An 18,921-nucleotide genomic window follows, 5' to 3' on the forward strand; every position below is an offset into this window, starting at 1 on the left:
TTTTGCATCTCAAATCTCTACCTGGCTACCCAGTTCGACCACGCGGTTAGTGGGCAGGCGGAAGAACTCCATCGCGCTTTCCGCGTTTCGCAGCATCCAGGCGAAGATTTTTTCTCGCCACAGGGGCATTCCTGGATTGGCAGACGGCAACAGCGTTTGGCGTGCCAGGAAGAAACTGGTCTCCATCATCCTAAATGCCTGACCACATCCGGTGACATTCTTAAGGGCCGCTGGAACGTCCGGTTCCTGCATGAACCCATATTCCAGAACAAGGCGGAAGAATCCTTTCCCGAGATCCTCCAGCCTGCATCGGCCATCATCCTCAACGACTGGAACGTCCTTGATCTTCACAGTCAGCAGGATGACCCGCTCATGCAACACCTTGTTATGTTTCAGATTGTGGAGCAAGGCATGGGGAACGCCGTTTGGCGTGGATGTCATGAACACGGCCGTCCCCGGAACGCGCACGGCGCTGTTAGCGGCCGAGGCTACGAACACAGGGATTGGCATCGCGCCTTCGCGCAAGCGATCCTGCACCAACCGACGTCCACGCGACCATGTGGTCAGCAGCGTGAATACGACGAACCCGATTAGCAGCGGGAACCAGCCGCCATCCGGAACCTTGGTAAAGTTGGCCGCGAGATATGCGCCGTCCACAATGAAGAATACCGCAAGCAAGGGTGCGGAATAATACCAGCGCCACTTCCACAGCCGATAGAGCAGCACGGTTAGCAGCAGATTGTCGATGAACATCGCTCCGGTGACGGCGATGCCATAGGCGGCAGTCAGATTGGACGATGTCTGGAACACCAGTACCAGCAGGATGACCATCACCATCAATCCCCAATTGATGAGGGGGATATATATCTGCCCCGCGGTCGAGGCACTGGTATGCGCGATCCGCAAGCGGGGCATGAAGCCCAGTTGGATCGCCTGCTGCGTCACTGAAAAGGCGCCGGAAATGACTGCCTGGCTGGCAATTATCGCTGCTAAAGTCGCGAGGCCGATCAGAGGCAACTGTGCCCATTGGGGTGCCAGATGATAGAAGGGGCTGTGGAGCGCAGCCGCGCCTTCGCGAAACAGCAGAGCCCCCTGCCCCATATAGTTCATCATCAATGCCGGCAGGACGAAGCAAAGCCAGGACACGCGGATCGGGCTGCGCCCGAAATGACCCATATCGGCATACAGCGCTTCCGCCCCGGTCACCGCAAGGACGACCGCGCCCAAGGCGAGGAAGGCCGGCAACGGATCGGTCATGAAGAACATGAACGCCCAATAGGGATTGAACGCTAGGAGAATGCCAGGCGTCTTGATTATGCTGATGATGCCCAGGGCCGCGATCGTGACGAAATACACCAGCATGATGGGGCCGAATAGGGCAGCGACGCGATTGGTCCCAAAGCCCTGAATCCAAAACAGGCACACCAATATGATCACTGCGGCAGGTAGAATCGCGGGCGCCAGTTCAGAGTTATAAACGGCGAGGCCTTCCACAGCCGACAACACTGACACCGCGGGGGTGATCATGGAATCGCCGTAGAAAAGCGAGGTCGCGAACACGCCCAAAAGGACGATGCCGCGCGACCATCGCTGAGTCTTTGTCTGTCCGTTGATCAGCGCGAGCAGCGCAAGGCTGCCACCTTCGCCCTTGTTGTCGGCGCGCATGATGATCGAGACATATTTCAGCGTCACGACCAGCATCATCGACCAGAACATCAGGCTGATGACGCCAAGGATGTGATCGGGATCGAGTGCCAGATGATGATGGCCCGCGAAAGTTTCACGAAAAGCGTAGAGCGGGCTGGTGCCGATGTCGCCGAACACGATGCCGATCGCCCCGACGACAAGCTTGGCCGTCGCTTTCTGGCCCGCGTGGCTATGTCCTTCGGACTCGTCGTCCTGCGCGCTCGCGACGGCGCTCGCCAATTGATCAGCCATGAAGGAAACGCCAGATGGTCATGATCATACGACACTCAAGCCAAGGCATGCGCACGGGGACAATCCCGCTTAACTCACAAGGATGGCGCGCGCCCTATCACGCCTCCCTGAGCAGCGCAATTGACGAGCCATGTCATTGAACCGCAGGCGCGCTGTCAGCCAGCATCGCGTCGATACGCTCAATGTTAAGCTCCAGTTCCGCCTTGATTTTCGAGCCTTCAGGCGCCCTTGCAGCCAAAGGCGCCCAAAGATCGCGGGCGGCCTGCAACTGGCCCGCTCGAACGAGAGCCAGGCCGTAGAAATAGGGCGGAGCAGGCGCTTGTGGGTCAAGCGACATGGCGCGCCGGTAAGCAAAGTCAGCGCTCGGCGACACCACGCCTCCCGCATGTGCCACAAGCGCGTTGCCCAGACCCAACCACAGGTTGGGATCACCCGGCGATTGTTTGATCCCGGCGAGCAACACGTTCGCCGATTCCTTCGTCTTGCCCTGCCTGCCAAGGCCGTCTGAGAGCATCAACCATTGCCCTGCCGGACCATAGCGTTCCGCCATGCCGCGGCGCAGTTGGGCGACTTGTTCATCAAACTGCTTGCCGGTTGAAGCAGCAGCATTTCTGGGCGCTCCCGCCAAGCCAGGATTTCCTTGCCACGCATAACCGGCAAGGCCGAGTAGCAGAGCGGCAGCCGTCAGCTCCCATGAAACGCGCGGAATGCGTCCAACGGCTACTAGAAGCGCCATCAGGCAAATAGCTAACGCAGCTGCTATGACCCATCCTGTCATCGCGGTCCCCCCCGCTTGATCCGTCCGCGCGCAAGCAACAACCCAAGGCCGATCAGCAATAATGGCGCCCCCCAAAGCGGCCAAAGAACCGGGTCCGCCGTAGGCTCATAACTTACCCAATCGCCATAGCGTTCAATGAGCCAGCTCCGGATATGCTCGGGTTGTTCCCCCGCCATGATCCGCTCCCTGATCTGGGAACGCATATCACCTGCCAGACTGGCGTTGCTGTCAGCGATAGATTGGCTCTGGCAAGTAAGGCAGCGAATCGTCTCCATCAGCGCCTTCGCCTTTCGCTCGAGCGCCGGATCATCGATTTGCCGGTCTGCATAGGGAGCCGGAGGAAGCGCCGACTGCGCCAGCACAGGCGAACTCATCAGCAATGCAAGCAATGTCAGCAGCCATTTCATCGCGCAGCCTCCAAACGCTGGAGAATCATCGGGATGTCATCCGCCCTTATGTCACCGACATGCTGGTAGGCGATGCGCCCCTTTCCATCGATGATGAAGCTTTCCGGCACGCCGGAGGAGCCAATCGCGATCTGCACGCTGCTGCGCGCATCAAGGCCGATACGACTGTATGGATTGCCATAGCGCTGAAGGAAGCGGTCGACATCAGACCGGGCATCACGGATCGCGACCCCGTCAATTTCCACACCTGCTTGCTTCAGGGCCATAAGCTGCGGAGCTTCCGCAGCGCACGGCACGCACCAACTGGCGAAGATGTTCAACAGCCGGGGCTTGCCCGTTGCCAGTTCCGCGCTGGCCAAGGCGGGGCGATCGCTGGCCGCTGCTGGCAAGGTGAATTCGGGCAATGTCTTGCCGACGAGCTTGGAGGTGATGACCCGGTCGTCCGGCTTAAGCAAGCCGCTCGCAAACAGGATGAAGAAACCCGCAAAGAACACAAGAGGTAGCCAAATCAAGAGCTTCTTCATGTCGCAAGCGTCCTGCTGCGCCATTTAAGAAGCCATCCCCGGCGCTCGCGCCCTACCAATGCCAATGCGCCACCAAGGGCAATCAGCCCGCCGCCAAACCAGATCAGCGTGACAAAGGGCTTCCACCAGACCCGAAGTTGCCAACGTCCCTCGGTCGCCTCTTGGCCGAGCACCACATAAAGCTGGCCGTTCCAGCGGGTCAGCAGGGCCGCTTCAGTGGTGGTCGTGGGGGGAGAAGGGAAGAAACGAGATTGCGGATGCAGGGCAACCGGTGCGCCATTCCCCCTGCTCGCCTCCATGTCAGCCTGTAAGGCTGTCCAATTGTCTCCGGCGATCGGCGAAATCTGCACCAGGCGGAGTTTCCAATCGGCAGCTTCGACGACGTCGCCGGGGCGGACGGCCGCCAGCTTTTCAACGGTAAACGCAGAATCGCAAGCCATGCCCGCGAGGCTGACAGCGCATCCGAGGTGAGCGATGACCATGCCCCAGGTAAACAGCGGCGTACGGCGCAAGTTGCGCTTCCACAACGGGGCGACGCTGCCCGCTGCAACGGCCAAGGCGATGACCAGCCCAAGGAACGGCAGCACGCCAATCCGTCCCCAGGCGAGCATTGCCATGACGGCAAGAGCGATCAAGGCGATGACTGCCGGAATCATCATGCGCCCGGCAACCTCTGCCAGCTTGTCCCGGCGCCAGCGGGTCAATGGTCCCGCCACCATGACGATCATCAGGATGAGCGCAATCGGGCCAGCTATCCTGTCGAAATAAGGAGCACCAACCGATACCTTATGCCCGAACGCCTCGGTCAGCAGCGGATAGAGGGTGCCGATCAGCACCAGGCCCAGTATCACCGTCAGCAGCAGATTGTTGATCACCAGCATGGTTTCGCGGCTGACAAGCTCGAACGGCGCGCCTTCACGAACCGCCCCGACCCGCCATCCGAACAACGCCAGCGCGCCGCCGATATAAAGGCCCAGGAGGATCAGGATGAAGCTGCCTCGTTCCGGATCAACGGCGAAGGCGTGGACGCTCGTCAATATGCCCGAGCGGACCAGGAAGGTCCCAACCATCGACATAGAAAACGCGATGACGGCCAGCATCACTGTCCAGGCCCGCAAGGCATCGCGCGTGGCGAGTACCGTCACGCTGTGCAGCAAGGCCGTGGCCGCGAGCCAAGGCATCAACGAAGCGTTTTCCACAGGATCCCAAAACCACCAGCCTCCCCAGCCCAGCTCATAATAGGCCCAGTAGCTGCCAGCCGTGATTCCGAGCGTCAGAAGTATCCATGCTGCCAGCACCCAAGGACGCATCGCCTTAGCGAAATCTGCATCAACCCGCCGCGTCAGCAGCGCGCCAATGGCAAAGGAGAAGGCGACGGAGAGGCCGACATATCCAAGATAAAGGGTCGGCGGATGGAACGCGAGGCCGGGATCCTGCAACAGAGGATTGAGTCCTTGACCATCCGCTGCGGGAGGAGTGATCCGCGCGAAGGGGTTGGATGCGAAGAGCAGGAATGCATAAAACCCCAGGCTGATAGCCGCTTGACCGCCCAGCGTCGCCATATGCGTGTCCCGCCGTAGCGCCCGTTCAAACAGAGCAACGGCAGACCCCGCGACGCCCATGACCGTTACCCAGAGCAGCATAGAGCCTTCATGGTTGCCCCAAGTTCCCGCGAACTTGTAAAGCCACGGCTTCATGGAATGGCTGTTGGTGGCGACCAACAGCACCGACATATCCGATCGCATGAAAAGCGTTATCAGCGCCACAAAGGCAATGGCGGTGAGAGCGCCTTGGGCGACGGCTACTGGTCGGACAGCCTGGAGCAATTCGCTCTTTTTTCCCGCCAGCCCGAAAGCCACCAGGCTCAGTTGTAGAAACGCCAGCGCCGCCGCAAGCCATAGCGCGGCCAAGCCCGCTTCGGCGATCATGCCGCCTTCTCCGCTCGTTCCCGCCCTATGGCCACCCTAACAACGTTCACTGGCCTGCCTTCATCTCGTGGGTCGTCTCATTATACTGAATGCCTTCGAGTTCCCGAGGCATGTACCGTTCATCATGCTTGGCCAGAAGGTTGGTGGCGATGAATGTACCCGTGCCATCGAACGATCCTTCCGCGACCACGCCGGATCCTTCCTTGAACAAATCTGGAGCGATGCCCTTGAAAACGGCAGGAACGGTCGCTTTTCCGTCGGTCACGTCAAAATGCATTGTCACGCCGTCGGCGGCTCGCTTGAGACTGCCTTTCACCACCATGCCGCCCAGACGAATGGATTTGCCCGGTTCGACACCTTTGGCACGAACGTCGGCGGGCGCGTAGAAATAGGCGGCTTCGTCGCGCAATGCCGATGCCGCGAGTAAACCCGCACCGATCAAGGCGAACAATGCGACGATCGCCAGAATGAGGCGCTGATGTTTCGCTTTCATGGACGGTCTGACAATCTCTGTGCAGCCGACTCTGCGTCACGCATGGAGCGCCAGCATGCAAGGCAGAGGGCCAAGGTGCCCGAAAAGGTCAGCACATAAGCGCCGACGACGAAAGCCCATTGGTTCATGCCATTATCCCCGCGCCAGCCGCTGCATGCGCGCTTCCACCTTGTTGCGCGCCAATATCGTGCGCATCCGCATCAACACGATCGCCCCGAACAAAAGGGAAAAACCGATAAGGGTAAGCCCCAGCGGCCAGAGAATCGAGGTGTCGATACTCGACCCGCGCATCGTGATGCTAGGTCCCTGATGGAGACTGTTCCACCACACGACGGAGCGGTTTATGATCGGTATATTGACCGCGCCTACCAAGCCGAAAATGGCTGTAGCCGCGCTGACGCCGCCCTGTTCCTGACGCGCACTGGCATTCGCCAGCGCTATATATCCAAGATAAAGGAAAAGGAGCACGAGCATGGACGTCATCCGCCCGTCCCACTCCCACCATGTCCCCCAGGTGGGGCGCCCCCAAATGGACCCTGTCGCAAGGCAAATAGCCGTAAACAGCGCGCCTGGGACCGCAATCGCGCGTCCCGCAACAGCGGCCAGTGGATGTCGCCAGACCAACTGCATCAGCGCCGCCACAGCAATTCCTGTCCATCCGGCCATTCCAAGCCATGCCGCGGGCACATGGATATAGAGTATGCGAACCGTCTCGCCCTGGAGATAGTCAGCCGGGGTGATGAACAGCCCGCAGCCCGCACCCACCAGAAGCAGAACGAAACCTGGCCAGAACAGCCAAGTGGTCAGCGGCCGAGCGATCGTCAGGAAACGGGCAGGATTGGCGAAGCGATGCATTTGGAAAGGCTCTTTAGCTGCGCCGAACGCGCAAAGCCAGTGGCCCTTTTTCTGTTACGCACAGTACATAATGTCGCTGCCACGGCCGCCCAAACAGCCTTTTTTGTTTCAGACAGGCGACAAATCAGGATCGAACCACTATATGCGCGCGCAGCAGCCATTTGAGGCGCACAGCATCGGCTATGGATCCGCTCGCACCCATGTTTACGACAAACCCGTTCGACGACGACAAGCTGCGTGAAGAATGCGGCATTTTCGGCGTCATTCAAGCCGAGACCGCTTCGGCGATCGTCGCGCTTGGCCTTCATGCGCTTCAACACCGTGGACAGGAGGCCGCCGGCATCACCAGCTGGGACGGTCACGACTTCCATACCCACCGCGCCATGGGGCATGTGGCGGGCAATTTCGACCGCGACGAAGTGATTCGCGGCCTGCCGGGCCACACGGCATCCGGTCACGTCCGTTACTCGACCACGGGTGAAACATCCCTCCGCAACGTACAGCCCCTCTATGCCGAGCTTAACTCCGGCGGCTTCGCCATCGCGCATAACGGCAATATCTCCAATGCGATGAAGCTCCGTCGCGAGCTGATTCGTCGCGGCTCAATCTTTCAGTCGACCTCCGACACCGAAGTGATAATCCATCTGGTCGCGACTTCGACCTATCGGACTCTGCTCGACAAGTTCATCGATGCGCTCAAGCAGATCGAGGGTGCCTATTCGCTGATCGTGACTACGCCCGAAGGCATGATCGCGTGCCGCGACCCGCTCGGCATTCGACCGCTGGTCATGGGCAAGTTGGGCGACGCCACCATTTTCGCGTCGGAAACCGTCGCCTTTGACGTAGTAGGCGCCGACCATATTCGCTCCATCGATCCGGGTGAGCTAGTCATCGTCACTCATGATGGGGAGATGCGCAGCCATCGCCCCTTCGGCGATGTGCACCCGCGCCCCTGCATTTTCGAACATGTCTATTTCAGCCGACCCGATTCGATCGTGGATGGTTCAAGCGTCTATTCGGTACGCAAGGCGATCGGCGCTCAACTGGCAATCGAAAATCCTGTCGATGCCGACCTGGTCATTCCCGTTCCCGACAGCGGCGTGCCTGCAGCCATCGGCTATGCCCAGCAGTCAGGGCTTCCCTTCGAACTGGGCATCATCCGTTCCCACTATATCGGACGGACCTTCATCCAGCCAGGCGACAAGGTCCGCCACCTTGGCGTCAAGCTCAAGCACAACGCCAATCGCGCCCTAATCGCCGGGAAGCGCGTCGTTCTTATCGATGATTCTATCGTGCGGGGAACGACCAGCCTCAAAATCGTGCAGATGATGCGTGAGGCAGGCGCCAAGGAAGTGCATATGCGCATTGCCAGCCCGCCAACAAAACATAGCTGCTTCTACGGCGTCGACACGCCGGAACGCACGAAGTTGCTAGCGCATCGCCTGGACATTGGCGGCATGCAGGACTTCATCCATGCCGACAGCCTTTCCTTCATTTCGATCGACGGCCTCTACAAGGCGCTGGGCGAAACGAAACGGGCCGACATCCGCCCTCAATATTGCGACGCCTGCTTTACCGGCGACTATCCGACCACGCTCACCGATCAGGACGACGTCGTGGTGAAAAACCAGCTTGAACTGCTGGCTGAACGGGTCGTCTGATCGATAGGTCATTTCTGGATGGCTGCCGGTCATGGGCAGCTACTACCTTTCCCACTAAACCGGCCCTATCCATCCGGAAGGGCGAACAGGATGCTTCATGTCCACTTTTCCTCTTTCCGGTAAGCTTGCCCTGGTGACCGGCGCGAGCCGTGGTATCGGCGCCGCCACTGCCAAGGCCCTTGGCGCTGCTGGTGCTCATGTCATTCTGACAGCCAGAACGACGGGCGGCCTCGAGGAGGTGGAAGAATATATCCACGGCGCCGGAGGCAGTGCCACCATAGCGCCGCTCGACCTTGTCGATGGCGAAAGCATCGGGCGGCTTGCTCAGGCGGTTTCGGGCCGGTGGGAGGCGCTGGACATTCTGGTTTTGAACGCGGCGACCTTCAGGCAGCCTGGCTGCGGTGCCCGCGATCGACGTGAAGGAATTCGCTCGGCTGCTGACGCTGAACATAGCAGCACCGCAGGCTTTGATCGCAGCTTTCGACAGAATGCTCCGCGCAAGTTCCGACGCGCGTGTCATTGCTATCACATCATCGGTCGCTACCGCGCCGCGCGCTTATTGGGGTGCCTATGGCGCGTCGAAGGCAGCGCTCGAAACGCTCGTAAGCACGTATGGCGAGGAAGTGAAAAATATCTCGGCCATACGCACTCATGTCGTTGACCCGGGCGCGACCCGGACGGCGATGCGCGCCAGAGCCTATCCGGGCGAAGATCCCGCGACAGTGAAGGACCCGGAGGTCGTGGGCCAGGCCATAGCTGAGCTCGTCCTTTCGGATCGGCCAAACGGCTATCACCAACGTTTGGATTGATCTTAGTCCGGCTTGACCAGCGTCACCTGGGCGACATCGATCGTTCCGCCGCGAAAGCCGCCTTCGCAATACATCAGATAATAGCGCCAGAGCGCGACGAAATGCTGGTCAAAGCTGGGAGGTAAAAGACCGCGGTCGACGGCTCGGTCGAACTTTTCCCGCCAGCGCCGAAGAGTTTCCGCATAGTGGACGCCAAAATGGCGGACCTCCCTCCATTCCAGCCCGTTGGCTTCCGCCAAAGCCCTGAAACGGCTTTCCGACAGCAGCATTCCGCCGGGGAAAATGTAAGTCTGGATAAAATCGGCTCCGCGCGCATATTTCTCGAATATGGCGTCGTCGATGAGGATATATTGGATTGCCGCCTTCCCGCCGGGTTTCAGCAACCTCTCTATGGCGGCGACATAAGCGGGCCAATATTCCTGGCCCACCGCTTCGACCATTTCGACGCTTGCGATCGCGTCATACTGTCCTTGAGCGTCCCGATAATCGGTCAGCAGGATGTTTGCGCCAGCACCAAGCCGCTCTCGCGCATATTCTGCCTGCTCGGTCGATAGGGTTAGTCCGTCATAGCGGATAGCGCAACGTTGCAGCGCCTGCTCGGCCAAACCTCCCCACCCGCAACCTATCTCAAGCAGTGTGCTGCCTTCCTTGAGGTCGAGCCGGTCGAGGATAGCGTCCACCTTGCGCTGCTGCGCTCGTTCAAGGCTCTCGATCCGGTCATCGGGATCACGGAACAAAGCACTGGAATAATGCATGTCCCGGTCCAGCCATAGGCGGTAGAAGTCGTTCCCAAGATCATAATGATAGGCGATGTTACGACGTGACCCCTTCCGGTCGTTGCGACGCACCCAATGCCCGAACCGGCCAATCCATCGGGCCGGGCCATTTGGGCGAGCCACATTACCCAGTGTCGCGGCGTTCGCCATGAACAACTCGAACAGGGGGACCGGGTCCGGACTACTCCATTCACCAGCAGCCCATGCCCGATACCATCCAGCCGATCCCCCGACGACCAGCCGCAACAAAGCCCGCCAGCGGACCAGCCGGACTTCGCAGACAGGCCCTGTTCCACGCCCCCCCAATATTCTCGCGGTTCCATCCGGCAGCGTGGCCTCAAGCCTTCCTTTCAGAAGGCCCGAATCGATACGGTCCAGCAAACGGTGGAAGTGAGGGGCGACCAAGCGCGACGCCCATCCGCGCGTATTTTCCCCGTCCAGGCGCCGCACGGTCGGCGCTCGTCTGCCATGCCCGGGATCGATCGCGTTCATCCCTTCACCCCTGTTCCCTTGTCTAAGCGGTCCGTCCTTAGGCCCTGCTTTGTCGGTAGGTTGCAAGCGCGCGTTCGCGTGCCTCGCGATGACCAACGCGCTTGGAAGGATATGAGGCCGGTCGTGCATCATAGGCTTCAGGATCGTGAATCGCCGTGTCATCGAGATGAGCCAATTCGGGCACCCATTGCCTGATATAATCACCCGCTTCGAATTTTGGAGACTGGGTTAGCGGTGCCATGATCCGGGAAAACAGGTTTGCGTCAACGCCACTGCCCGCCACCCATTGCCAATTCACGCTATTGTTGGCGTAATCCGCGTCCACCAATGTGTCCCAGAACCATTGCGCCCCGTGTCGCCAATCTATCAGAAGATGTTTGATGAGTAAGCTCGCGGCGATCATGCGAACCCGGTTGTGCATCCATCCGGTCGTCCAAAGCTGGCGCATACCGGCATCCACTATCGGGTAGCCCGTTCGTCCTGTTTTCCAGGCGGCAAAATCATCGACTGCTTCGCGCAAGCTGCGCCAAGCAAACCGATCGAAATCGGAGCGGGCGTTTTGTGACCCATAGGTCGGCAATGCCCAAATCTGCGTATGCGCATAGTCGCGCCAGACCAGTTCCTTAAGAAAGGTGGTCGCATCTGCCGCCACCTCGCTCACCCGATGCCAGACATAGGCGGGAGAGACTTCGCCGAAATGGAGATGAGGAGAAAGCCGCGAAGTTCCTTCCACGGATGGAAGGTTACGCGCCACATCATATTCATCCGCCTCATCGAGAAAGGAGGCGACGCGGTGGCGTGCTCCAGCTTCACCAGGCGACCAGTCCTCGGCAAAAGCTGCTGCCCAGTTGGGACGACGAGGGCATAGTTCCCAATCGTCGAGCGAATCGCTCGCGGGCCATTTTGCTGGCGCGTCGATCCTCGACGGGGTCGCGACAGGTTCGGCCGGTGGCATGTGAAGCATCATTGCCCGGGCGAACGGCGTGTATATCTGATAAAGATTGCCGCCCGACGTGCGGACACTCCCCGGCGGCAACAACAGCATACCGTCATGAAGCTGAAGATCGATCTCCTTCGCTGCTGCCCTTTCGGCATTCCGCCACCATGGCTCATAATGAGCCAGTGCATGCACTTGCTTGGCACCGGTTTCACGGGCGAGCCTCTCTAACTGCTCGGCGCTCTCCCCTTTGCGCAGGATGAGGCGAGACCCTTTGCGACGAAGGCTGTCGTCCAGCGATTTCAGGCTGTGATGAAGCCACCATCGCTGCGCGCTGCCCATCTTCCATTGCTTTGGGGATGTATCGTCCAGGATATAGACCGGGATCACCGGCCCTTCCTTCACTGCCGCCGCCAATGCTGCTTGATCAGATAAGCGGAGGTCTTGGCGAAACCAGAGGATCACGGGATTGGACATTTGCCAGCTTTGCCATTGCCAGGCCGAGCTTCCAATCCCCTCTCCCATTTCGGCGCGAAAAGCTGTCCGGATATGGTGCTGTGCGTTTTAGCGCATGGACGACCGCTGCTTCGCCCTTTATCATTGCACTGCACAAAGCGGGCCAATGGCTTGCGGCCAGGACAATGATCAGGGGACATCATGGCATCGGCGCCAAATGATTCGGAACTCGCGTATCGGCCCTGCGTCGGCGTGATGCTCGTCAGTATGGATGGCAAGGTCTTTGTCGGCCAGCGTATCGATAGCCAGGTGGAAGCTTGGCAGATGCCTCAGGGCGGAATCGATCATGGGGAGGAGGAAAGGACTGCCGCGCTGCGCGAACTGGGCGAGGAAACCGGCATCGGCCAGCATCATGTAGAGATCATCGCGAAAGCGCGGGACGAGCATTTCTACGATTTACCACCTGAACTTGTCGGAAAATTATGGGGCGGCAAATATCGCGGTCAGCGCCAGATATGGTTCCTCGCGCGCTTCCTCGGCAGCGACGAGGATATCAACATCGCTACTGAGGATGCCGAATTCTCAGAGTGGAAATGGATTGAGCCGGAAGCCCTTCCTGACGTGATCGTTCCGTTCAAAAGGAAGCTGTACCGGGACATTTTGCAGGAATTCAAGGCTCTCATCTGACCGGATCACTGATCCTTTCGGCCCCCTAGCGCGATCGGGAATAAATAACGGTATCGCAAGACTGGAGGCCATCAACTTCGTCTGATAAGCTCCAGCGCATGAACGGCCTTTCGTCGTCAGACCGCGAAATACTGGATCGCGCCGCAGCCGCCCCGATGCTGGATCAGGTGCAGAAATGGGCGGCTATTAATAGCGGATCGCGGAACCTGCCCGGTTTGGCGATGACTGCTTCGATGCTGGCAGATGCATTCTCCACGCTACCCGGCGACATTCGCCTGATCGAAGGCACGAAAGTCGATGCCGTTGATTCCGAAGGGCGCGTTCAACTGGTCGAACATGGACAGCATCTGCTGCTTTCCGTGCGTCCCGACGCTGCGATCAGGCTCCTCCTGACCGGACATATGGACACGGTCTTTCCGGCGGATCATGGATTCCAATCGCTTCGATGGATCGATCCCGGCAGTCTGAACGGTCCCGGCGTAGCCGACATGAAAGGCGGCCTCGCCGTCATGCTGTCGGCACTCGGAGCGTTCGAGGGGGCATCGGCCGCCACCCGGATCGGTTATGACGTCGTCATAAACAGCGACGAGGAAGTCGGCAGTCCTTCTTCGGCAGACCTTCTCATGATGGCCGCGAAGGGGAAAGTTGCGGCGCTGACCTATGAGCCGGCGCTTCCCGATGGCACGCTTGCGGGAGCGCGGCCGGGTAGCGGGAATTTCTCCTTCATAGTCAGTGGCCGGAGCGCCCACGCGGGGCGCAACCCGGAAGAAGGCCGCAATGCCGTGCTCGCAGCAGCGGATCTCGCCCTCAAACTTAAAGCGGGGAGCGGCACTGGCTTTACGTGCAATCCCGCGCGGATAGATGGCGGCTCTCCCAACAATGTCGTGCCCGACCGTGCGATCCTGCGCGTGAATTTCCGGCCTCGGACCGCGGAGGCTGAGGAGAGCGCGAAGCGGCTCATCAGTAATTCCGTACGCGAAGTTGCTTGCGATCATGATGTGAGCTTGAAAGTTCACGGGGGCTTCGGCCGTCCGCCTAAACCTCTCGACGGAAAAGCCGCTGCCCTCTTCCAGTTGGTCAGGAAATGTGGCGCCGAGCTGGGCGTGGCCGTGAATTGGCGGGACACAGGAGGCGTTTGTGATGGCAACAACATCGCGGCGTGCGGCGTGCCTGTGGTGGACACAATGGGCGTTCGGGGCGGGGCCATTCATAGCGACGAGGAATATTTGATCGTCGAAAGCCTTGCCGAACGCGCGCAACTTTCCGCGCTCACCTTATTGCGGATTGCGCAGGGCAAATTTCCACAGGAGAAGATGGTTTGAGCTTTGTCATGCGGACTGCGCGGGCGGATGATCTGCAAACCCTGTATGAATTAGCGAAAATAACGGGGGGCGGATTTACCAACCTGCCTGCTGACCGGAAGGCGCTGGAGCAGAAGCTGGTCCGGACCGAGATGGCGCTCGCTCGGGAGAGTGGAGGGGTGGAGGATGAGCTTATCCTGATGGTGCTTGAAAACTGCACCACGGGACAAGTTCGTGGTACTTGTCAGATTTTCAGCAAGGTAGGGCAAAGCTGGCCCTTCTATTCCTATCGCCTGGGCGTCCTGACCCAGCATAGCCGGGAATTGTCCCGCACATTCCGGGCGGAGATGCTGTCGCTCGTCACGGACCTGGAAGGTTCGACGGAGGTCGGCGGCCTCTTTTTGCGTCCACGAGAGCGCGCCGAGGGCCTGGGCCTGCTGCTCGCCCGCAGCCGTTATCTCTATATCCGCAGTCATCGCGAACGCTTCGGAGACCGGGTGATAGCCGAGCTGCGCGGCGTAATCGATGAGGCAGGAGGCTCGCCTTTCTGGGATGGGCTCGCGGGGCGCTTCTTCGGCATGACATTTCAGGAAGCGGATGAATTCAATGCGATCCATGGCAACCAGTTCATCGCGGACCTGATGCCCAAGACACCTATCTACACCGCCATGCTGAACGACAGTGCAAAGGCGGTGATCGGCCTGCCTCATCCCAATGGCCGAGCGGCGATGCGGATGCTGGAAACGGAGGGTTTTACGAACCCGGGATATATCGACATATTCGACGGCGGCCCGACGATGGTGGGACAGATAGACGCACTGCAAACCATATCCCATGCGCAGGATGTGATCCTGTCCGCCGTTCATGACGGTGGAGGAGAAAGACAGCTGGTGGCCACCGGAGAACGCGCGGATTTTCGTTGCGCATATGCAATGGTCAAGGAAGACGGCGATAACCTGTCGCTTGATCGGCAAAGCGCCGAACGGCTGGGACTGGAACCCGGACAGCAGTTCATGATGGTGTCCCGCGCATGACGGTCAGGGAAATCAACTTCGACGGCTTGATCGGGCCAAGCCACAATTATGCGGGGCTTAGCCTGGGAAACCTGGCATCGGCAGGAAGCGCGGGAACGACGTCATATCCCCGGGCCGCGGCGTTGGAAGGCATCGAGAAGATGCACGCGAACCTGCGCCTGGGACTAGTACAGGGTATATTCCTGCCCCAGTGGCGGCCGGACGGGCGATGGCTAAGCGCCTTGGGCACAAATATCGGCGAGGCTGAGCCCCATATCCGGGCGGCGGCGATGTCCGCGTCCTCCATGTGGGCGGCGAACGCGGCGACCGTGTCGCCCGGCCCCGATACGGCCGACGGACGCACGCACCTGACTATAGCTAACCTCGTCACCATGCCGCACCGAAGCCATGAGTGGCAGCAGACACTGGCCCAGTTGCAGGTCGCCTTCTCCGACAAGGATGCCTTTGCAATTCATCCCCCTATCCCCGCGCCCTATGGCGATGAAGGCGCGGCCAATCACATGCGACTGTGTGACAGCCATGCGGATCGGGGCGTCGAGATATTCGTCTATGGCCAATCCGGCGGCCCCTACCCCGCCCGTCAGCATGTGGAGGCCAGCAAAGCCGTCGCGCGGCTCCATGGCCTTGATCCGGCACGCACATTGTTCGTCATGCAGTCCGAGCAGGCGATAGCGGCTGGCGCCTTTCACAATGACGTCGTGGCCGTCGCCAACGAGACCGTGCTTCTCGCCCATGAGCAGGCCTTCGCCGACAAGGCGCGCTTCTACGATCAACTGCGCGCCATGCTGCCCGCGGTCCAGATCATCGAGGTGCCGGAGGCGGCCGTTCAGCCTGGCCGATGCCATCCAAAGCTATCTGTTTAATGCGCAACTGGTGACGCTGCCGGACGGCGGCATGGCGTTGATCCTGCCCGCTGAGGCCAAGGGGGTTGCGAGTGTCTGGAACTGGCTGGAAAAACTGGTTGCGGGCAATGGCCCCATTCGCGAGTTGATCACCGTCAATGTGCGACAATCCATGGCGAATGGCGGCGGCCCGGCCTGTCTGAGGTTGAGGGTCGTCGCTGATCCCGCCAATGTCGATCCCCGTTTTCTGGTGAACGAGGCCAGGTTGGATGAGATCGCGAGCATAATCGAGCGCTATTGGCCTGAGCGGATCGTGCCCGCCGATCTGGCCGACACCCGGCTGATCGCCCAGATCGAACAATCGTGGTTAATGCTTGTTGACCATTTGCAGCTTTCGGGCGACTTAATTCCCTAGAGCAAGTCACAGCTCGAGTGGGACGATGGAACGGATCAAGCGCCTCTTTACGATCAAGACGAAGTTCGAGGCGTTCCTGGTCATCTATGCGCTCGCGCTGGGCGCCACCGAGCGCGGCATCGTCTATCTCCAGCAATATCCCGGTTTCGGCGGACAATTGCTCGCCTTGGCATGCACCGGATCGGTGTTCATGGCAGGCGGGATGATCATCGATGCCGTTGAGATGCGGCGGCGCCTCATCTTCTGAATAATTGCCTTCCGCAAAGCGGCGGTTGACCGGCAACGGACAGCCATGCAGGAGCGGCATCATGGCCGCTATCATGCTTCAGGGAACGGGGTCCGACGTTGGAAAGTCGGTACTCGTCGCGGGATTGTGCCGGGCGCTGGTGCGTCGGGGCTACAGTGTGCGCCCATTCAAGCCGCAGAATATGTCGAACAACGCAGCCGTCACCATCGATGGCGGAGAGATTGGCAGGGCGCAGGCTCTACAGGCGCTGGCCGCTGGCGCAGAGCCGCACAGCGACATGAACCCCGTGCTGCTGAAGCCGCAGGCGGATCGTACATCGCAGCTGGTGGTCCATGGGAAGGTTCGCGGCGCGCTGAACGCCGGTAACTTCCGGACCGCTCGTGCCGAACTATTGGACGCGGTGTTGGCAAGCTATGACCGACTGAAGCAGCAATGCGATATCGTCGTGGTCGAGGGGGCGGGATCCCCGGCGGAGATCAACCTGCGAGCGGGCGACATCGCGAACATGGGGTTCGCGCGCGCCGCCAACGTGCCGGTCATACTGGTCGGCGACATAGACCGGGGCGGCGTGATCGCGGCGATCGCAGGCACGAAGGCTGTCATCGATCCGGCGGACGCGGCGATGATACGGGGGTTCCTGATCAACAAGTTCCGGGGCGATCCAGCTTTGTTCGAAGACGGTTATCGGCAGATCGAGCAATTATCGGGCTGGCGGGGGTTTGGCGTGGTGCCATGGCTTTCAGCCACCGCCCGCCTGCCCAGCGAGGATGCGGTCGTGCTGGAACGGGCGAGCGGCCGGAGTGGCAAGCGCAGGGTCATCGCCTGCCCTATCCTGCCCCGCATCGCGAATTTCGATGATCTTGACCCGTTCAAGCTGGAACCCGCCGTGGCGCTTGTGATGGTGCCGCCGGGCCAGCCTATCCCGGCCGAAGCCAGCCTGATCATCCTGCCGGGTTCCAAGGCGACGATCGCCGACCTGCGCGCAATGCGAGCAGAAGGTTGGGACATCGACATCCTTTCGCATCATCGTCAGGGCAAGCCTATATTGGGAATTTGCGGTGGTTATCAGATGCTTGGTAAGCGCATCTCTGATCCGGATGGAATTGAGGGCGAGCCCGGCAGCATCGACGGCCTGGGCCTGCTCGACATCGAAACGCGGCTGACGGGCACTAAGTCGCTGGAAAGAGTGGCGGGCACGGCTTGGGCGCAGAGTTTCCAGGGGTATGAAATGCATCTCGGCTCTACCGAAGGGCCGGACTGTGCGCGTCCCTTCGCTCGATTGGACGATGGGCGGGTCGATGGCGCGATCAGCGCCGATGGCCTTGTATCGGGCACCTATGTCCATGGCCTGTTTGCCAGCACAGGCGCTCGCGCCGGATTAATGGCCTCGATCGGCGTTCATTCTGAAGGCGTGGATTATTCCGCATCGGTCGATCGGGCGCTGGATGACATTGCAGAACAATTGGAGCGACATGTTAATATCGATGCGATGATCAAGATCGCCACCTGCGGCTGAAGGATCGCGATCGCGCTTAATTAGCGATGGATATGCGGGCTCGCAAAGCCCTTACGTGACCTGAAGTCACGCAAACAGGAACAGCTAAAGCACTCCCACAGGGGTGCCTTATAAGTCACTGATTTTCCGTGAAAAGAAAATGGTGCGCCCGGAACGATTCGAACGTCCGACCCTCAGATTCGTAGTCTGATGCTCTATCCAGCTGAGCTACGGGCGCGTTGTGGAGCGGCAGATAGAGGGGGGCGGGAGATTGAGCAACCCCCTTTTTTCAGTTTTTTTACGGCGTCCGCTCGGCAGTTTCGCCAGCGCAACTTTTTGCAGCGCTGGCTCGTTGCGAACAGGGGCAAGGAGGCGAAGCATGGCTTTCACTTTGAACGAGATTTCGCTGCTCGTGATCGCGCTGGTTATTGGATTGGTGATCGGCCTGATGATCAGCGGTCGTGGCAAATATAAGCGGCTGTGGCGTGATGAGAGGTTGGCTCATCGTGAAACGATTAAGGAGCGTGATGCGCGGACCGCCGCTGCTTCTGACCGTAGAGCGGAGGCTGGAGACGTTTCCGGCGAACGAAATGACCTGACGCGGATCAGGGGAATTTCGGCAAAAGACGCTGCTCAGTTGGAGGCTGCGGGCTATCAAAGCTATGTGCAACTCGGATCTATTGATCGTGAGGAGCAGGCTGCGCTGGAATCAAGGCTGGGGCGAGAGCCGGGGACCATCGAGAGCGAGGAATGGCGCCTGCAGGCGCGGCTGCTCGAAACGGGCAAGGTGCGCGAGCATGAGCGGCGCTACCTGGAGGCGTAACAAGGTCCGGGTGCCCCTCCCAC

Annotated in this window: 16 protein-coding genes, 1 tRNA gene and 2 pseudogenes; 9 read left to right on the plus strand and 10 right to left on the minus strand. The window is 59.9% G+C overall.

Annotated elements, in window-relative coordinates; translation table 11 throughout:
- Positions 1-9: 9 nt before the first annotated feature.
- From ACWNC0_RS14315 to ccmC, 7 genes are all read right to left on the minus strand, one after another.
- A complete protein-coding gene (locus ACWNC0_RS14315; RefSeq protein ID WP_449472474.1) occupies positions 10-1,938 on the minus strand; it encodes a potassium transporter Kup in 1,929 nt (642 codons plus the stop codon).
- Between the two features lie 133 nt (positions 1,939-2,071).
- Positions 2,072-2,716, minus strand: coding sequence for a tetratricopeptide repeat protein (locus tag ACWNC0_RS14320; RefSeq protein WP_449472476.1), 645 nt, complete (start codon positions 2,714-2,716; stop codon positions 2,072-2,074).
- Positions 2,713-3,123 carry a cytochrome c-type biogenesis protein gene (locus ACWNC0_RS14325; protein WP_449472478.1) on the minus strand — a complete coding sequence of 137 codons (411 nt, stop codon included), beginning with the start codon at positions 3,121-3,123 and terminating at the stop codon, positions 2,713-2,715. The genes ACWNC0_RS14320 and ACWNC0_RS14325 overlap by 4 nt, the downstream gene beginning before the upstream one ends.
- Entirely contained in the window at positions 3,120-3,647 is a 528-nt protein-coding gene (locus ACWNC0_RS14330) for a DsbE family thiol:disulfide interchange protein (protein ID WP_449472480.1), read from the minus strand. Before ACWNC0_RS14330 ends, ACWNC0_RS14325 begins: the two co-directional genes overlap by 4 nt.
- On the minus strand, positions 3,644-5,575 hold the full coding sequence (locus ACWNC0_RS14335) for a heme lyase CcmF/NrfE family subunit (protein WP_449472482.1): 1,932 nt from the start codon (positions 5,573-5,575) through the stop codon (positions 3,644-3,646). Before ACWNC0_RS14335 ends, ACWNC0_RS14330 begins: the two co-directional genes overlap by 4 nt.
- Positions 5,576-5,621: 46 nt before the next feature.
- Complete coding sequence (gene ccmE, locus ACWNC0_RS14340) at positions 5,622-6,068, minus strand: cytochrome c maturation protein CcmE (RefSeq protein WP_449472484.1); 447 nt, start codon at positions 6,066-6,068, stop codon at positions 5,622-5,624.
- Positions 6,069-6,200: 132 nt separating this feature from the next.
- On the minus strand, positions 6,201-6,923 hold the full coding sequence (gene ccmC / locus ACWNC0_RS14345) for a heme ABC transporter permease CcmC (protein WP_449472487.1): 723 nt from the start codon (positions 6,921-6,923) through the stop codon (positions 6,201-6,203).
- Positions 6,924-7,105: 182 nt separating this feature from the next.
- On the opposite strand from ccmC, the gene purF reads away from it, so the two are divergent.
- Entirely contained in the window at positions 7,106-8,584 is a 1,479-nt protein-coding gene (gene purF / locus ACWNC0_RS14350) for an amidophosphoribosyltransferase (RefSeq protein WP_449472500.1), read from the plus strand.
- Positions 8,585-8,681: 97 nt separating this feature from the next.
- Positions 8,682-9,393, plus strand: a pseudogene (locus tag ACWNC0_RS14355) (SDR family NAD(P)-dependent oxidoreductase).
- Positions 9,394-9,395: 2 nt separating this feature from the next.
- Here ACWNC0_RS14355 and ACWNC0_RS14360 read toward each other — a convergent pair.
- A complete protein-coding gene (locus ACWNC0_RS14360) occupies positions 9,396-10,661 on the minus strand; it encodes a class I SAM-dependent methyltransferase (protein ID WP_449472501.1) in 1,266 nt (421 codons plus the stop codon).
- Between the two features lie 37 nt (positions 10,662-10,698).
- Positions 10,699-12,075, minus strand: a complete 1,377-nt coding sequence (locus ACWNC0_RS14365) for a cryptochrome/photolyase family protein (protein ID WP_449472503.1) — start codon at positions 12,073-12,075, stop codon at positions 10,699-10,701.
- Between the two features lie 180 nt (positions 12,076-12,255).
- Here ACWNC0_RS14365 and ACWNC0_RS14370 point away from each other — a divergent pair, with 180 nt between their 5' ends.
- From ACWNC0_RS14370 to ACWNC0_RS14395, 6 genes and pseudogenes are all read left to right on the plus strand, one after another.
- Entirely contained in the window at positions 12,256-12,741 is a 486-nt protein-coding gene (locus tag ACWNC0_RS14370; protein ID WP_449472505.1) for an RNA pyrophosphohydrolase, read from the plus strand.
- A gap of 98 nt (positions 12,742-12,839) precedes the next feature.
- On the plus strand, positions 12,840-14,063 hold the full coding sequence (locus ACWNC0_RS14375) for a hydrolase (RefSeq protein ID WP_449472507.1): 1,224 nt from the start codon (positions 12,840-12,842) through the stop codon (positions 14,061-14,063).
- Positions 14,060-15,076 (plus strand): arginine N-succinyltransferase, encoded by a 1,017-nt coding sequence (locus ACWNC0_RS14380; RefSeq protein ID WP_449472508.1) that lies wholly within the window; start codon positions 14,060-14,062, stop codon positions 15,074-15,076. The genes ACWNC0_RS14375 and ACWNC0_RS14380 overlap by 4 nt, the downstream gene beginning before the upstream one ends.
- Positions 15,073-16,333: pseudogene (locus ACWNC0_RS14385) on the plus strand (N-succinylarginine dihydrolase). The gene ACWNC0_RS14380 and the pseudogene ACWNC0_RS14385 overlap by 4 nt, the downstream one beginning before the upstream one ends.
- Before the next feature lie 25 nt (positions 16,334-16,358).
- Positions 16,359-16,580, plus strand: coding sequence for a hypothetical protein (locus ACWNC0_RS14390; protein ID WP_449472509.1), 222 nt, complete (start codon positions 16,359-16,361; stop codon positions 16,578-16,580).
- A 61-nt stretch (positions 16,581-16,641) separates the two neighbouring features.
- Positions 16,642-18,096 (plus strand): cobyric acid synthase, encoded by a 1,455-nt coding sequence (locus tag ACWNC0_RS14395; RefSeq protein ID WP_449472511.1) that lies wholly within the window; start codon positions 16,642-16,644, stop codon positions 18,094-18,096.
- 140 nt (positions 18,097-18,236) lie between these two features.
- Here the strand turns inward: ACWNC0_RS14395 and ACWNC0_RS14400 are convergent.
- Positions 18,237-18,313, minus strand: a tRNA-Arg gene (locus ACWNC0_RS14400).
- Positions 18,314-18,454: 141 nt separating this feature from the next.
- Between ACWNC0_RS14400 and ACWNC0_RS14405 the strand changes: the two genes are divergently transcribed.
- Positions 18,455-18,898 (plus strand): hypothetical protein, encoded by a 444-nt coding sequence (locus tag ACWNC0_RS14405; RefSeq protein WP_449472512.1) that lies wholly within the window; start codon positions 18,455-18,457, stop codon positions 18,896-18,898.
- Positions 18,899-18,921 lie beyond the last annotated feature (23 nt).

This window comes from Sphingobium chungangianum, assembly GCF_977014255.1.

Excerpts from the sequence above, each read along its gene's own strand:
- ACWNC0_RS14315 (WP_449472474.1), bottom strand. The coding sequence starts at position 1,938 with ATGGCTGATCAATTGGCGAGCGCCGTCGCGAGCGCGCAGGACGACGAG.
- ACWNC0_RS14320 (WP_449472476.1), bottom strand. The coding sequence starts at position 2,716 with ATGACAGGATGGGTCATAGCAGCTGCGTTAGCTATTTGCCTGATGGCG.
- ACWNC0_RS14325 (WP_449472478.1), bottom strand. The coding sequence starts at position 3,123 with ATGAAATGGCTGCTGACATTGCTTGCATTGCTGATGAGTTCGCCTGTG.
- ACWNC0_RS14330 (WP_449472480.1), bottom strand. The coding sequence starts at position 3,647 with ATGAAGAAGCTCTTGATTTGGCTACCTCTTGTGTTCTTTGCGGGTTTC.
- ACWNC0_RS14335 (WP_449472482.1), bottom strand. The coding sequence starts at position 5,575 with ATGATCGCCGAAGCGGGCTTGGCCGCGCTATGGCTTGCGGCGGCGCTG.
- ccmE (WP_449472484.1), bottom strand. The coding sequence starts at position 6,068 with ATGAAAGCGAAACATCAGCGCCTCATTCTGGCGATCGTCGCATTGTTC.
- ccmC (WP_449472487.1), bottom strand. The coding sequence starts at position 6,923 with ATGCATCGCTTCGCCAATCCTGCCCGTTTCCTGACGATCGCTCGGCCG.
- purF (WP_449472500.1), top strand. The coding sequence starts at position 7,106 with ATGGATCCGCTCGCACCCATGTTTACGACAAACCCGTTCGACGACGAC.
- ACWNC0_RS14360 (WP_449472501.1), bottom strand. The coding sequence starts at position 10,661 with ATGAACGCGATCGATCCCGGGCATGGCAGACGAGCGCCGACCGTGCGG.
- ACWNC0_RS14365 (WP_449472503.1), bottom strand. The coding sequence starts at position 12,075 with ATGTCCAATCCCGTGATCCTCTGGTTTCGCCAAGACCTCCGCTTATCT.
- ACWNC0_RS14370 (WP_449472505.1), top strand. The coding sequence starts at position 12,256 with ATGGCATCGGCGCCAAATGATTCGGAACTCGCGTATCGGCCCTGCGTC.
- ACWNC0_RS14375 (WP_449472507.1), top strand. The coding sequence starts at position 12,840 with ATGAACGGCCTTTCGTCGTCAGACCGCGAAATACTGGATCGCGCCGCA.
- ACWNC0_RS14390 (WP_449472509.1), top strand. The coding sequence starts at position 16,359 with ATGGAACGGATCAAGCGCCTCTTTACGATCAAGACGAAGTTCGAGGCG.
- ACWNC0_RS14395 (WP_449472511.1), top strand. The coding sequence starts at position 16,642 with ATGGCCGCTATCATGCTTCAGGGAACGGGGTCCGACGTTGGAAAGTCG.
- ACWNC0_RS14405 (WP_449472512.1), top strand. The coding sequence starts at position 18,455 with ATGGCTTTCACTTTGAACGAGATTTCGCTGCTCGTGATCGCGCTGGTT.